Source organism: Rhodococcus sp. DT1 (genome assembly GCF_049844875.1).
Lineage (GTDB): Bacteria > Actinomycetota > Actinomycetes > Mycobacteriales > Mycobacteriaceae > Rhodococcus.
Genome location: NZ_JBNCLW010000003.1, coordinates 362,871 through 374,948, shown reverse-complemented (window position 1 = coordinate 374,948; position 12,078 = coordinate 362,871). Strand labels below are relative to the sequence as shown.

The window sequence follows — 12,078 nt, the reverse complement described above, 5'->3', positions numbered from 1 at the left end:
CAAGAGCCCTGCCGCGCATGCGCGGAGGGGCCCTTCGTGCCTCGGTCGCTGTCGACCGACCAGTTAGGTCACACCATGGCGAAGGCCCCTTCCATCTCGGATGGAAGGGGCCTTTCGTCTCGATCGGATCAGAGCCAGCGCGGGGGCGTCAGGTCTCCGCCTTCGACGCCGACGGCGCCGCGTCCGGCGGCCCACCGCACCACTGCGGGAAGCGAACCGCGCACCACGTGGGCGGGTTCCGCGTCCGGCGTCACGGCGATCGTGCTGCCGCCGTCTACCTCGAGTGCGATACCCGCACCGAGTTCCTTCTTCCGCCACATGCCGACGATGTCGTCGAGCAGCGACTCGAGGACCACCTTCGGGAAATCACCGAAGCGTCCGCCGTTGTCGAGATCCACCGCGTGGATCCAGACCTCACGCGTGCGCATCCAGACAGTTTCCTCGGCAGGAACCAAGCGGCCCTGCGCGGTCCGGACCTGCGCCTGCCACGCGGACTCCGGCAGGTGACGCCACTTCTCGTCGAGCCGGGCCACGGTGTGAGCGAACAGGTTACGAAGCGCGGCGGGACTCAGCGTGGCGCCCTCGGCGATCTCCTGCGCCCGCTGCTCGGTGGAGGCGTACATCGGGGTCTCCACACCGGTGGCAGCCCAATCCATCAACCGGCACAGTGCGGCCGCGTTGTACCCGATATGCGCCGTCAGGTGCTGGCGGGTCCACCCGTCGAGGAGGGTGGGTCCGGCGAGTTCGTCGTCGGTCAGTTCCGCGAGCCGCTGCGACAGGTACGCCGTACCGCGCCGTGCGATGAGCAGGCGTTCGGAGAGTTCGAGATCGTTGAATCCCACGGTCTTCCTTCTCCTACTTGATGATCGTCTTGTTCTTGACGGACCCGAGGCCCTCGATGGTGACCTCGCAGACGTTGCCGTCCTGGATGTAGCGTGCCGGCTTGCGGGCATGGCCCACGCCACCTGTGGTGCCGGTGATGATGACGTCGCCCGGCTGCAGCGTGACGATGTGCGAGATGTAGTCCACCAGCTTGGCCGGGGTGAACACCAGATCGTTGGTGTTCGACGACTGCATGACCTCACCCTCGAGGCGGGTTTCGATCTTGGTGCCGAGCTTGTAGTCGGTGTCGAGGACGGGGCCGAAGCCGCTGGTCTTCTCGAAGGTCTTGCCCTGGTCCCACTGCAGCGTGCGGTACTGGTAGTCGCGCATCGTGTAGTCGTTGATGACCGAGTAACCCGCGATGTACTCCTCGGCGTCGGCCTCGGACACCTGGTACGCCTGCTTGCCGATGACGACGGCGAGCTCAGCTTCCCAGTCGAGCTGCGAACCGGCGTACGCCGGGACGATCACGTCGTCGTACGGGCCGGTGAGTGCTTCCTTGAACTTCGAGAACAGCGTCGGGAACTCGGGGAGTTCGCGGCCCATCTCCTGGATGTGGGTGGCGTAGTTGAGTCCGACGCACACGATCTTGCCGGGGCTGGGAACGACGGGTGCGTAGTCGGCATCGGCGAGGTCGACGGTCTTCCCCGCTGCCTTCTCGGCGACGGCCTTCCAGTCTGCGTCGTTCAGCAGTTCGGACAGATCGGCGTAGCCGTCGATCACGGTGGCGGTGGAGTCGTCGTCGACACGCACCGCAGCGGTTGCGCCGTCGAGTCGGAGAGTTGCAAGTCGCATGGTGGGTCAGGCTCCTTCGGAGATGATGGTGCGGTTGAAGTGCAGACGCTCCACGATGGGTGCGTCCGAGAACGCGAACAGGTCGACGCCCTCATCGGTTTCGAGCGACCACTCGACCCAGGACGGGACGACGATCATGTCGCCCTTGGCAACATCGTGAGGGGTTCCGCCGAGATCGAAGCGACCCTGGCCTTCGAACACCTGGAAGACGAGCGACCCTACGTCGCGACGGGGGCGGGTGTGCGCGCCGGCGCGAAGACGGTGGAACTCGGCGCGGATCGTCGGCATGACGTCGCCGCCGGTGGTCGGGTTGGTGTAGCGGATCGCGGCATGGCCCGGCTCCGGCGTCGCGGCGTAACCCTCGTCCTCGAGCGCAAGCTGTTCGGTGAGGGCGCGATCGGTGTGCTCCCAGCGGTAGCAGGCGATGGGCGAGCTGGTCTTGCGGTCGAGCCCGACGAGCGGACGCAGACCGGGATGGACCCACAGTCGCTCGGAGCGTGAGATGTCCGGCGTTCCCTCGTCGGTCACGCCGTCCGAACCGAACTCGAAGAATCCGGTGTCGGTGTAGTGAACGAACGGAATGTCGAGACCGTCGATCCACGCCATCGGCTGATCGGTCTCGTTGTGGTGGCCGTGGAAGTTCCACCCGGGCGTGAGCAGGAAGTCACCGCGGCGCATCGCGACGGGGTCACCGTTGACGACGGTCCACACGCCTTCACCCTCGACGACGAATCGGAAGGCGTTCTGCGAGTGGCGGTGCTCCGGTGCGGTTTCCTTCGGGCCGAGGTACTGGATCGCTGCCCACAGGGTGGGCGTGATGTACGGGACTCCGCCGAGGCCGGGGTTCGCCAGGGCGATCGCACGGCGTTCACCACCGCGCCCGACGGGCACGAGGTCGCCCGCGCGCTGCGCGAGCGGGTAGAGCGTCGACCACTTCCAGACGAACGGAACCGCCTTGGAGGTCGGCGCCATCGGCATGAGGTCCCCGAGCTGCGTCCACAACGGATCGAGATGCTCGGCCTCGAAATCGTCGTAGAGCTTCTGCAGTTCCGGGTCGTGCTCGGTCATGATTTCTCCTCGCGAAACGACACACACGTTGGGCGTTGATCACAACCTATGCCGCACCGTCCGCCAGAGCACACAATATTCTTCCCTGTGGAATCTTGACGTAGATCTCATCCTTCGATGTGTGCGACGTCCACCTCGAGGCCCCGGATCGCCGCCCGCATCTGCTGCACCAGTTGCCCGTGCAGGTGCTGCCGGTACCGGGTCGCGGGTACCGCTGCGGTGAGCGCCGCGATCGCGTGCCCACGACCGTTCCGCACCGCGACCCCGAATGCCGCGACGCCCTGTTCGGTCTGCTCGACGTTGACGGCGAATCCCACGCGCCGGGCCGCTTCGAGTTCACTGACGAAGATCTCGAACTCACCGGGAGCGAGCCGCCGGTCCGTCTCGGATGCGGTCGGGCCCTGGCTGATGGTCGGCGGGCCCGCCGGTCGGAGGTACAGCTGTTCGAGCGTGCGCCGGGGGAGTTCGGCGAGCAGGATGCGCCCGCCCGCGGTGAGTTCCGCCGGGAGTACCTGGCCTTGCCTGTCCCCCACACGCAGCATCGTTGCCGCTTCTGCCGTGTACAGGAAACGTGCCTGCGACCCGATCCGGAGAACCAGGTTGATGGTCTCGCCCGTCATCATCGCGAGCGCCTCCATGTGCGGACGCGCGATATCTGCAAGCTCTCTGGTCCATCCGTGCTTCGCCGGCCCGGCCCCCATCGCGGGACCGGGGTGGTAGCGGCGCTTCTCGTCCTGCACGGCGAAGCCCCGGTAGACGAGCATCGCCAGGAGCCGATGCGCGGTCGACGGCGCGGTGCCGAGCGCCTCCGCCGCGTCCTTCACCCGCAATGCTCCGACGTCGCGGAGCAACTGCAGCAGGTGCAGCGCGTTGTCCACGGACTCGAGCGAGTACGACGGCTTCGTGATGCGTTTGCCTGGTTTCGGCGCATTCTGCATAGAAGAACTTTATTGCACCGAGCACGTGAGCGCATCAACGTTGGATTCATGCACATCTCCCCAGGGGCCACCGTCGCCTCCGGTGCACGCCGTCTGCCCATGGCTCCCGGCAGCATCGCAGCAGTCGTCGTCTGCTGGCTGTTCGTCGTATTCGACGGATACGACCTCATCGTCTACGGCAACGTGATCCCCAGCCTGCAGGACGAATGGGGAATCAGTTCCTCGACGGCCGGCACACTCGGCAGCCTGGCATTCCTGGGCATGATGATCGGTGCCGTTCTCGCGGGCCGGTTGTCCGACGCGATCGGACGCAAACAGGCGGTGGTCGGCTGCGTTGTCGTCCTCTCCGTGTTCACCGCGTTGTGTGCCGTCGCTCCCGGACCTGCGGTCTTCGGCATCCTGCGCCTGATCGCCGGAATCGGCCTCGGCGGACTGGTGCCGACGTCCAACGCCCTGGCTGCCGAACTGGTGCCGAACAAGTGGCGCGCCGCCGTCGCGACGATGATGATGTCCGGCGTGCCGATCGGCGGTTCGATCGCGGCCCTCGTGGGCATCCCGGTGATTCCCCACTGGGGCTGGCGCCCGATGTTCCTCTTCGCGCTGATCCCGCTCTTCATTCTCGTTCCGCTGGCGATCAAGGTGCTGCCCAAGCACGCCCCCGATGCCCATCCCGGCAACGCCGCGGGCGGCTTCAAGGAACTGCTCGGTACCCGTTTCCGCGCCGTGAGCATCATGTTCGCGGCGGTGACCGTGGTGACCCTGCTCTCGTGGTACGGCCTCGGCACCTGGCTTCCCAAGCTCATGCAAGGTGAGGGCACCGACCTGGGCAACGCGCTGACTTTCGCGCTGGCGCTCAACCTCGGCGCCGTCGTCGGCTCGTTCGTCACCGCCTGGGGCGGCGTGCGCTGGGGTTCGGTGCCGACGAGCATCGTCGCCGCGCTGATGGCCGGTGTCGCGCTGCTGACCCTGCTGCTCGATCCGCCGGTCGCCGCGGTGTACCTGATCTTCGTGATCGCCGGTGTCGGTACCCACGGCACCCAGGCACTGATCATCGCGGCCGTCGCGTCGTACTACCCCGACCACCTGCGGGGCACGGCACTCGGCTGGGCTCTCGGCGTCGGCCGGATCGGTGCCGTTGCCGCCCCACAGATCGGTGGATGGCTGCTCGCCGCCGGACTCGGCGCCCACTCGAACTTCATCCTCTTCGGCGTCAGCGCCTTGATCTCGGCGCTGTTGCTCACCGTGATCTGGCAGAAGTTCCCCGTCCGCCACGACGCGCCGCGCGGCCCGATCCTCACTCACTGATCTCACAGTTCCCCCCACCCGAAGGAGTGTCATGTCCGATCTGAAGGACGCGCGAGTACTGATTGCCGGCGGCGGCATCGGTGGCGTCGCCAACGCCCTCGCTCTCGCCTTGAAGGGTGCGAACGTCACGCTCTTCGAGCGCGCCGCCGAGTTCGGTGAGGTGGGCGCCGGACTCCAGATCGGACCGCACGGCTCGCGCATCCTCCAGTCGCTCGGCGTCTACGACGAGGTGATCGCCAAGGGTGTGCTGCCCAAGAACCTCGTCTTCCGCGACGCTGTGACCGCCGAAATCCTCACCAAGGTGAACCTCGGCCGCGACTACCAGGAGCACTACGGCGGCGTGTACTTCGTGGTACACCGCTCCGACCTGCACTCGGTACTCGTTGCCGCGGCACGTCGCGCGGGAGCCGACCTCCGCACCGATTCGACGGTGACCGATGTCGTCACCGAGGGCGACACTGTGCGCGTCATCCTCGAGAACGGTGAAGAGCACATCGGTGACATCGCGCTCGGGATGGACGGGCTGCACTCGCGCCTGCGTCCCAAGCTGTCCGACGACAAGCCCGTCGGCTCCGGCTACGTCGCGTTCCGCGGCACCTTCCCGATGAACGAAGTCCCCCTCGAAGAGGACATCGAGGATGTCGTGGGCTACATCGGCCCGCGCTGCCACTTCATCCAGTACCCGCTTCGCCAGGGCGAGATGCTCAACCAGGTCGCCGTCTTCCAGTCGCCGGCGTTCCTTCGCGGCGAGGAGAAGTGGGGCAGCCCCGAGGAACTCGCGCACGCCTACGACCACTGCCACGAGAGTGTCCGCTCCGCCCTCAAGTACCTGTGGACGGACCGCTGGTGGCCGATGTTCGACCGCAATCCGATCGACAACTGGGTCGACGGCCGCATGCTCCTTCTCGGCGATGCCGCACATCCGCCGCTGCAGTACCTCGCGTCGGGCGCCGTGATGGCTCTCGAGGATGCCAAGTGCCTCGCCGACTACGCGTCCGAGGACTACAAGGGCGACAACGCGAACTGGCCGAAGATCCTGCAGGACGTCAACGCCGAGCGCGCGCCGCGCTGCAACCGCATCCTCACCACCGGCCGGATGTGGGGCGACCTGTGGCACCTCGACGGTGCCGGCCGCGAAGCTCGCAACGAGTTGTTCCGCATCCGCGACACCTCGAGCTACAAGTACACGGACTGGCTGTGGGGTTACTCCTCGGACCGTAACCGCTGAGCCGGGACACCCCCGCGCGACGATCACGCCTGTGGCCCGCAGATCCGGAAGATCTGCGGGCCACAGGCCTGTCATGCGTCCTACACGACTGTTTCGCTCAGCTCCGCGAGTCGGCGTTCCGCGCGCACCACCGCATCGCGGGCCTCGGCAAGATCCACCCGGATCGCCTCGAGGTGCCGTCGGATGCCGAGCGTCATGTCCCCCGGTTCCGGGATCGAGACGACGAAGGAGCCCCTTCCCTGCCGCGTCTCGATGAACCCCTCCTTCCGCAGCACTTCCTGCGCGTCCTTCACCACGGACGGCGACACCGCGTAGTGAGCCGCGAGCTCGTGGATCCCCGGGAGCTGGTCGCCGACTGCCCATTCGTTCCACGTCATCCGATGCTGGAGATCGGTTGCGACGGCTTCGTACTTGTAGGCCATACCGGACACCGTAACACTTTTACGTAACACCGGAACTGCGTTGTCGCCGGTGCTGCTCTTGGACCGGCCACAACAGCGGTGTCGTGCACGCCGGACCGCGCGGTGTCCGGGCGCAGGCGATGAACGCCGACGGCAGCGTCGAAGACGATTTCGTCATCACCGGACAGGGACGCCTCGTTCACCTGTGCAACGCCCCGTCACCCGGCGCCACGTCGTCCCTCGCCATTGCCGAACACCTCGTCGCGACGGCCCTCCAACGCGTGCGCCGAGGACGCCCACGCGTAGAGACGAACGAATACGGGCATGCTCACCGGAAGAATTCCCCACGACGCTAGGAGCATCGACATGGCACGTATCGCGGTTTTCGGCGGACACGGCAAGGTGGCGCTCCACCTCGAACGTCTCCTCTCCGACGCCGGCCACGAGGTCAGCGCGGTCATCCGCAATCCCGACCACGCCGACGACGTGCGCGCCGCCGGTGGCACGCCGGTGGTTGCCGACGTCGAACAACTCGATGCGCTCGCGTTCAACGAGTTGCTGCAGGGTCACGATGCGGTCGTGTGGTCCGCAGGCGCAGGCGGGGGCAGCGCGCTCCGCACATACGCCGTGGATCGCGACGCCGCGATCGCATCGATGACGGCGGCGCAGCAGGCGGGTGTCCGGCGGTATGTGATGATCTCGTACTACGGGTCGCGTCCGGATCACGGTGTGCCGGAGGACAACAGTTTCTACGCCTACGCCGAGGCGAAGGCCGCGGCCGACACGCATCTGCGGGCCGCCGAGTTGGACTGGACGATCCTCGGGCCGAGCAAACTCACGCTGGATCCGCCCACGGGCCGCATCGACATCGCGGGTCACGGCGCGACCGAACCGGGCGAAGTGTCGCGTGCGGATGTGGCGGCCGTCGCCGCCGCGGTACTCGAGCGACCCGAAACCGCCGGTCTCACCATCGAATTCAACAACGGCGACACGCCGATCGGCGAGGCGCTGGACGCACTCCGGTAATCCGGCCTACGTCGGAAGTCGTACTGCGGTTACGTCGCCGGACGGACGACGGTGACACGCCGGAAAACTAGCGTCGTCACCATGACACACAACACTTTCTCGCCCCGTACCGCGGTGATCGTGGCCTACAGCTGGGTCACGCTCATCGCGTTCGGTGCAATCCTCACCGAAACAGTCATCCTCTACCCCAACGTTTTCCACGATCCCCCGGCGTCTCTGGATCTGACCGTCGAGTTCATGTCGGAAGCCGGTCCGTCGGACTTCTTCCCGCCTCTGGGTGCGCTGACGGTAGCCCTCGCAGCGGCGTCCGTGTTCCTGCTCCGGCGCGACAAGAAGCTCCGGCCGTGGGCGGTGGCGAGCCTGATCTCGCTGGTCTTCGGCGAGTTCGCGTTCTCGGCCTTCTACTTCTGGCCACGGAACACGATCATGTTCGACGAAGGGACCGCCGTGCATTCTGTCGAAGTACTCCGACAGACCGCGGTCGAGTTCGAGACAGGCCACTGGGTTCGTCTGACCATGAGCGGCGTGACTGCCGTCCTGGCCTTCGTCGCGTTGTTCAAGGCGCTCACGGCTCGCACGTCCACGCCCGTGCCGGTCGAGGCTCGGGTCGGGTGACACGCCCGGTAGTTCCGCTCGCGGGCGTACGGCGAGGTGACGACCCCTCGCCGTACGCGCATTTCGGTTCCGGGCCCAGGCTGCCGCCGGTAATCTCGCCGACGTAGCGCCGATCGCCACAGGTGCGGGCGGGATCGCCGGGTACTCCGTCACTGCCGCCCGGAACGGTGATCACACGCACGACCGGAGGAAAGGCACCGACCATCTCCGCGCAGACCAGCCCAGCAGCCGGAAATATGTTCCGGCAGGACCGCACGACCGATGCGCTCCTCGCCGGGGGATTGTTCGCGATCATCTGCATCGCGATCGCCGCCGATCTCGGGGGCGGCGAGCAGGGGCCACCTGCGCTCGCCTTCCTGTTCGGCGCGTTGTTCGCCGCACCGGTCTTCTTCCGCCGGCAGCGCCCGGTCACCGTTCTGCTCGTCACGGCCGCCGTCCTGGTGGCGTATTACGCCCTGGGGTTCCCGCCCATCGGCTTGGCCCTCCCGCTTGCGGTGGCGCTGTACTCGGCCGCGGAGTCCGGGCACCTGCGATGGGCGATCGCCGTTTCGGGCGCGCTGGTGATCCTCTCGACAGCGGTCAGGATGTTCCAGGGCGATGATCTTGCCTACCTGCTCGGATTCGAATCGGCGGGGTCGGTGGGTCTGATGGCGGCGGTGATCGCACTGGGCGACAGCGTGCGGTCCAGACGCGCACTCGGCCGAGAACTGGTCCGCAGGGAACACTCGGCCCGCCTCGAGCGCGAACGCGAGGCCGCCCGTCGCGTCGAACGCGAACGGCTGCAGATCGCACGCGATCTCCACGACCTGCTCGCGCACACCGTGTCCGTCATCTCGCTGCACACCGACGTGGCTGCCGAGTCCCTCGACGACGATCCCGCCCTCGCACGCCGATCGCTGGTGGCCGTCCGCGACTCGTGTTCGCGCGCGGTGTCCGAACTGCATGCCACGGTCGAGGCACTCCGCTCCCCCGCCGGCACCACAGCACGCGGGGACCACTCGCCTACACCCGGACTCGCCGAGATCCCTCGACTCGTCGACACCGTCTCCGACGCAGGCGTAGCGGTGCACATCGAATCCCGGGGCACCCCGGCAACACTGCCCGCCGTGGTGGACGCGACCGCGTACCGGGTGATCCAGGAGGCTCTGAGCAACGTCCTCCGTCATTCCGATGCGACGAGAGTCGTTGTCGCCCTGGACCACCACAACGATGTACTGCGAGTCTGCGTGAGTGACAACGGCCGCGGGTCGCGGGGTGGCCGCACCACCGGATGGGGCCTGACCGGCATGCGCGAACGCGTCGCGTTGCTGGGCGGGACCGTCGACACCGGTACTCCGGACGGCGGAGGATTCGTCGTCGATGCCCGCATTCCCGCAGGAGGTCCGTCATGATCCGGGTCGTGCTCGTCGACGATCAGGCTCTTGTGCGTGAAGGACTGCGCGCATTGCTCGAGCGCACGGACGACATCGTGGTGGCGGGCGAGGCGGACGACGGGGACGCAGGCGTGCGCGTGGTCACCGAGACGCGTCCCGATGTGGTGCTGATGGATATTCGGATGCCCGGGACCGACGGGATCGCCGCGACCCGCCGGATCATCGGCGATCCGGCGCTTTCCCACGTGCACGTGGTGGTACTCACGACATTCGACACCGACGACAACGTGCTCGACGCGATCCGTGCGGGTGCCGTCGGCTTCCTCGTGAAGGACACCGCACCCGGAGATCTCCGCAACGCGATCCGCACCGTGGCGGGCGGGGACGCCATGCTCTCGCCGACTGTCACCCGGCGCGTGATGCAGGCCGCCGCACGCGGGGCAGGCGCGCGCGACACCGGGCAACTCGACGGACTCACGAACCGGGAACGCGAGATCCTTGCCGAGGTCGGCCTGGGTCTGTCGAACGAGGGGATCGGCTCGAAGCTGTTCATCAGTCCCGCAACGGTCCGCACGCATGTGACCCGCATCCTCACCAAACTGCGTGCGCGCGACCGCGCCGGCCTCGTCGCGATCGCCTTCCGTACCGGCCTCGTCACGCCGGAGGATCGGTAGACCCCGGTCGTTACCCGAACCCGAACAGCGGCGGGATGACGACGACCGCAACCGCGGCCCACACGCCGTAGACGGGCAGGTACCGCGTCTGCCAGCGTTCCACCGCGTCGAAACCGCAACGGCGGCGCAAGAAGCGGACGCCGAACCACCCCGCCCCGACCAGGTTGACCAGCAGGACCAGGTTCAGCCCGAGCGCCGTCACCTTGTTGGCGGTGAATCCGAACTCGGCGATCCGCGTGAGCATCGCGGCGAGCATGAGTGCGTCGACGGCCAGCGCTGCGGCGACCAGAACGACCTGAAGAGTGTCGAACACGTCCGGAGGCGCGTGCGGGTCGCGGGCGGAGATGGAATACAGCAACAGCCCGAGCACCAGCACCAGGATCAGATCCATGAGGATGAGCAGTTCGCGATCGACGCCCAGGATGCTGCGCGATGCCACGGACGCGACGAACAGCGCGAGCAGCATCGCGACGGTGAGCGGCGTGAACACCCGGGTGAGGACGGGAGCGATGTTCTCGATCACCTCCTGTTTGGCCTCGACGAGCCAGGCCGCCGCGATCATCGCTCCGGGGGGCGCGAAGGGCACGACCCATTGTTCGAGGAACCACTCGACGTCGACGCCCAAGGCACCGAAGGCCCCGAGGGTGAGTCCGACGAGGACCGCGCCGCCGAGCGCGAGCAAGGTCAGATAGACGACCCACTCCCCGGTGAACCTCACGAAGTCCATCCGCCGCCGTTGGGATCGCCACTCGCCTCCCACGTACGCGACTCCCACGACGAGCCACAACAGAATGGGGGCGTGGATCGCCGCGATGATTTCGGTGGAGCCGGCGGCGACGAACGGAAAAAGGTTCAGCGCCGACGCCGTGAGTAGGAAAGGAATCGCCAGGGCCGCCGCGGCGCGCACCGGCATGTCGCGCTTCCAGGCGAAGTATGCGACGAGGAACGGCAACACGAACAGCGACGCATTGCGTACCAGTGCCTGTTCCGGGAGCCACTCCAGTCCGGCTTTGACCGCCACCCCCGCGCAGGCCGCGAGCGCGATCACCACGCCCAGCTCACGCGGATGCCGGGCGGAGGCGGACTCGGTGCCTGCCGGAACGAGCACGAGTTGCTTCCACAGACGGTCGGAATGTTCGCGGGCGAACTCGCGAGAAATCTCGTCCACGCTGCCCATGCGTCCCACCGCGACCAGGAACGCTTCGCTCGACGTCAGCCCGGCAGCCGAGAGATCCTCGACCTGATCCCGCAGGTGGCCTTCCATCTCGTCGACGTCGAGCGGGGAAATCACCCGGTGACCGGAGACGTAGCCGCGCCAGCGGGCGATCTGGGATTCGAGTTGCGCGTCGGCGTCCATCACGTCAACCCTTCTGCCGCCGGGGGCAGCGCGGACTGCCACACCTGCTCGAGGGCCGCGGCGACGACCGACCATTGCGCCGCGCGTTCGACGAGCATCTCGGTGCCGGCGTCGGTGAGTGTGTAGTGCTTGCGCCGACGGCCGTTCTCGGCGATATGCCAGCTCGCAAACACATAGCCCGCGCGCTCGAGGCGATGTAGCAGGGGGTAGAGCATTCCGTCGGTCCATTGGATGCGACCGCCGGACAGCTCGTTGACCCGCTTGAGGATTGCGTATCCGTAGGACTCGCCCTCGGCGAGTATGCCGAGTACCAGGGGCGTCGCCGAGGCTGCGACCAGATCCTTGTCGATGAACACGAACCCTCCATACCTAGAGCATCTAGGGATATAAAAGCGAACGTAGCAGCTCGAGGTATC

Annotated in this window: 13 protein-coding genes and 1 pseudogene; 7 read left to right on the top strand and 7 right to left on the bottom strand. The window is 67.1% G+C overall.

The annotated features are described in order from the left end of the window. Window positions 1–128 precede the first annotated feature (128 nt). From ACLQ3J_RS09500 to ACLQ3J_RS09485, 4 genes are all read right to left on the bottom strand, one after another. The gene (locus tag ACLQ3J_RS09500) at window positions 129–842 is read right to left on the bottom strand and encodes a maleylpyruvate isomerase family mycothiol-dependent enzyme (RefSeq protein ID WP_425902952.1); all 714 of its coding nucleotides are present in this window, start codon (window positions 840–842) and stop codon (window positions 129–131) included. 13 nt (window positions 843–855) lie between these two features. Continuing rightward, window positions 856–1,677 (bottom strand): fumarylacetoacetate hydrolase family protein, encoded by an 822-nt coding sequence (locus ACLQ3J_RS09495; protein ID WP_169622673.1) that lies wholly within the window; start codon window positions 1,675–1,677, stop codon window positions 856–858. 6 nt (window positions 1,678–1,683) lie between these two features. Then, window positions 1,684–2,745 carry a cupin domain-containing protein gene (locus ACLQ3J_RS09490; protein WP_169622672.1) on the bottom strand — a complete coding sequence of 354 codons (1,062 nt, stop codon included), beginning with the start codon at window positions 2,743–2,745 and terminating at the stop codon, window positions 1,684–1,686. A gap of 107 nt (window positions 2,746–2,852) precedes the next feature. After that, window positions 2,853–3,683: an IclR family transcriptional regulator gene (locus ACLQ3J_RS09485; RefSeq protein WP_169622671.1), complete on the bottom strand. Its 831-nt coding sequence runs from the start codon at window positions 3,681–3,683 to the stop codon at window positions 2,853–2,855. A gap of 99 nt (window positions 3,684–3,782) precedes the next feature. Between ACLQ3J_RS09485 and ACLQ3J_RS09480 the strand changes: the two genes are divergently transcribed. Next, entirely contained in the window at window positions 3,783–4,988 is a 1,206-nt protein-coding gene (locus ACLQ3J_RS09480) for an MFS transporter (RefSeq protein WP_240952712.1), read from the top strand. 31 nt (window positions 4,989–5,019) lie between these two features. Further along, window positions 5,020–6,216, top strand: a complete 1,197-nt coding sequence (locus ACLQ3J_RS09475) for an FAD-dependent monooxygenase (protein WP_169622669.1) — start codon at window positions 5,020–5,022, stop codon at window positions 6,214–6,216. An 80-nt stretch (window positions 6,217–6,296) separates the two neighbouring features. On the opposite strand, the gene ACLQ3J_RS09470 is transcribed toward ACLQ3J_RS09475, so the two are convergent. Next, window positions 6,297–6,638 (bottom strand): winged helix-turn-helix domain-containing protein, encoded by a 342-nt coding sequence (locus tag ACLQ3J_RS09470; protein WP_425902949.1) that lies wholly within the window; start codon window positions 6,636–6,638, stop codon window positions 6,297–6,299. Between the two features lie 83 nt (window positions 6,639–6,721). Between ACLQ3J_RS09470 and ACLQ3J_RS09465 the strand changes: the two are divergent. The 5 genes and pseudogenes from ACLQ3J_RS09465 to ACLQ3J_RS09445 form a co-directional block, all read left to right on the top strand. Then, window positions 6,722–6,898, top strand: a pseudogene (locus tag ACLQ3J_RS09465) (L-2-hydroxyglutarate oxidase); the annotation flags it as partial. Window positions 6,899–6,983: 85 nt separating this feature from the next. Further along, a complete protein-coding gene (locus ACLQ3J_RS09460) occupies window positions 6,984–7,643 on the top strand; it encodes an SDR family oxidoreductase (protein ID WP_169622667.1) in 660 nt (219 codons plus the stop codon). Window positions 7,644–7,724: 81 nt separating this feature from the next. Further along, window positions 7,725–8,258, top strand: coding sequence for a DUF1772 domain-containing protein (locus tag ACLQ3J_RS09455; RefSeq protein WP_296548942.1), 534 nt, complete (start codon window positions 7,725–7,727; stop codon window positions 8,256–8,258). Window positions 8,259–8,425: 167 nt separating this feature from the next. After that, window positions 8,426–9,649: a sensor histidine kinase gene (locus ACLQ3J_RS09450; RefSeq protein WP_425902946.1), complete on the top strand. Its 1,224-nt coding sequence runs from the start codon at window positions 8,426–8,428 to the stop codon at window positions 9,647–9,649. Next, window positions 9,646–10,305: a response regulator gene (locus ACLQ3J_RS09445; RefSeq protein WP_169622664.1), complete on the top strand. Its 660-nt coding sequence runs from the start codon at window positions 9,646–9,648 to the stop codon at window positions 10,303–10,305. The genes ACLQ3J_RS09450 and ACLQ3J_RS09445 overlap by 4 nt, the downstream gene beginning before the upstream one ends. Before the next feature lie 10 nt (window positions 10,306–10,315). Here ACLQ3J_RS09445 and ACLQ3J_RS09440 read toward each other — a convergent pair whose 3' ends face one another. Then, the gene (locus ACLQ3J_RS09440) at window positions 10,316–11,662 is read right to left on the bottom strand and encodes a permease prefix domain 1-containing protein (RefSeq protein ID WP_425903170.1); all 1,347 of its coding nucleotides are present in this window, start codon (window positions 11,660–11,662) and stop codon (window positions 10,316–10,318) included. Then, window positions 11,662–12,018, bottom strand: coding sequence for a PadR family transcriptional regulator (locus ACLQ3J_RS09435; protein WP_425902945.1), 357 nt, complete (start codon window positions 12,016–12,018; stop codon window positions 11,662–11,664). Before ACLQ3J_RS09435 ends, ACLQ3J_RS09440 begins: the two co-directional genes overlap by 1 nt. Window positions 12,019–12,078: the final 60 nt, after the last annotated feature.

Bases quoted from the DNA above. Each gene is read 5' to 3' on its own strand.
- ACLQ3J_RS09495 (WP_169622673.1), bottom strand. From the start codon at position 1,677: ATGCGACTTGCAACTCTCCGACTCGACGGCGCAACCGCTGCGGTGCGT.
- ACLQ3J_RS09490 (WP_169622672.1), bottom strand. From the start codon at position 2,745: ATGACCGAGCACGACCCGGAACTGCAGAAGCTCTACGACGATTTCGAG.
- ACLQ3J_RS09485 (WP_169622671.1), bottom strand. From the start codon at position 3,683: ATGCAGAATGCGCCGAAACCAGGCAAACGCATCACGAAGCCGTCGTAC.
- ACLQ3J_RS09480 (WP_240952712.1), top strand. From the start codon at position 3,783: ATGGCTCCCGGCAGCATCGCAGCAGTCGTCGTCTGCTGGCTGTTCGTC.
- ACLQ3J_RS09475 (WP_169622669.1), top strand. From the start codon at position 5,020: ATGTCCGATCTGAAGGACGCGCGAGTACTGATTGCCGGCGGCGGCATC.
- ACLQ3J_RS09470 (WP_425902949.1), bottom strand. From the start codon at position 6,638: ATGGCCTACAAGTACGAAGCCGTCGCAACCGATCTCCAGCATCGGATG.
- ACLQ3J_RS09460 (WP_169622667.1), top strand. From the start codon at position 6,984: ATGGCACGTATCGCGGTTTTCGGCGGACACGGCAAGGTGGCGCTCCAC.
- ACLQ3J_RS09455 (WP_296548942.1), top strand. From the start codon at position 7,725: ATGACACACAACACTTTCTCGCCCCGTACCGCGGTGATCGTGGCCTAC.
- ACLQ3J_RS09445 (WP_169622664.1), top strand. From the start codon at position 9,646: ATGATCCGGGTCGTGCTCGTCGACGATCAGGCTCTTGTGCGTGAAGGA.
- ACLQ3J_RS09440 (WP_425903170.1), bottom strand. From the start codon at position 11,662: ATGGACGCCGACGCGCAACTCGAATCCCAGATCGCCCGCTGGCGCGGC.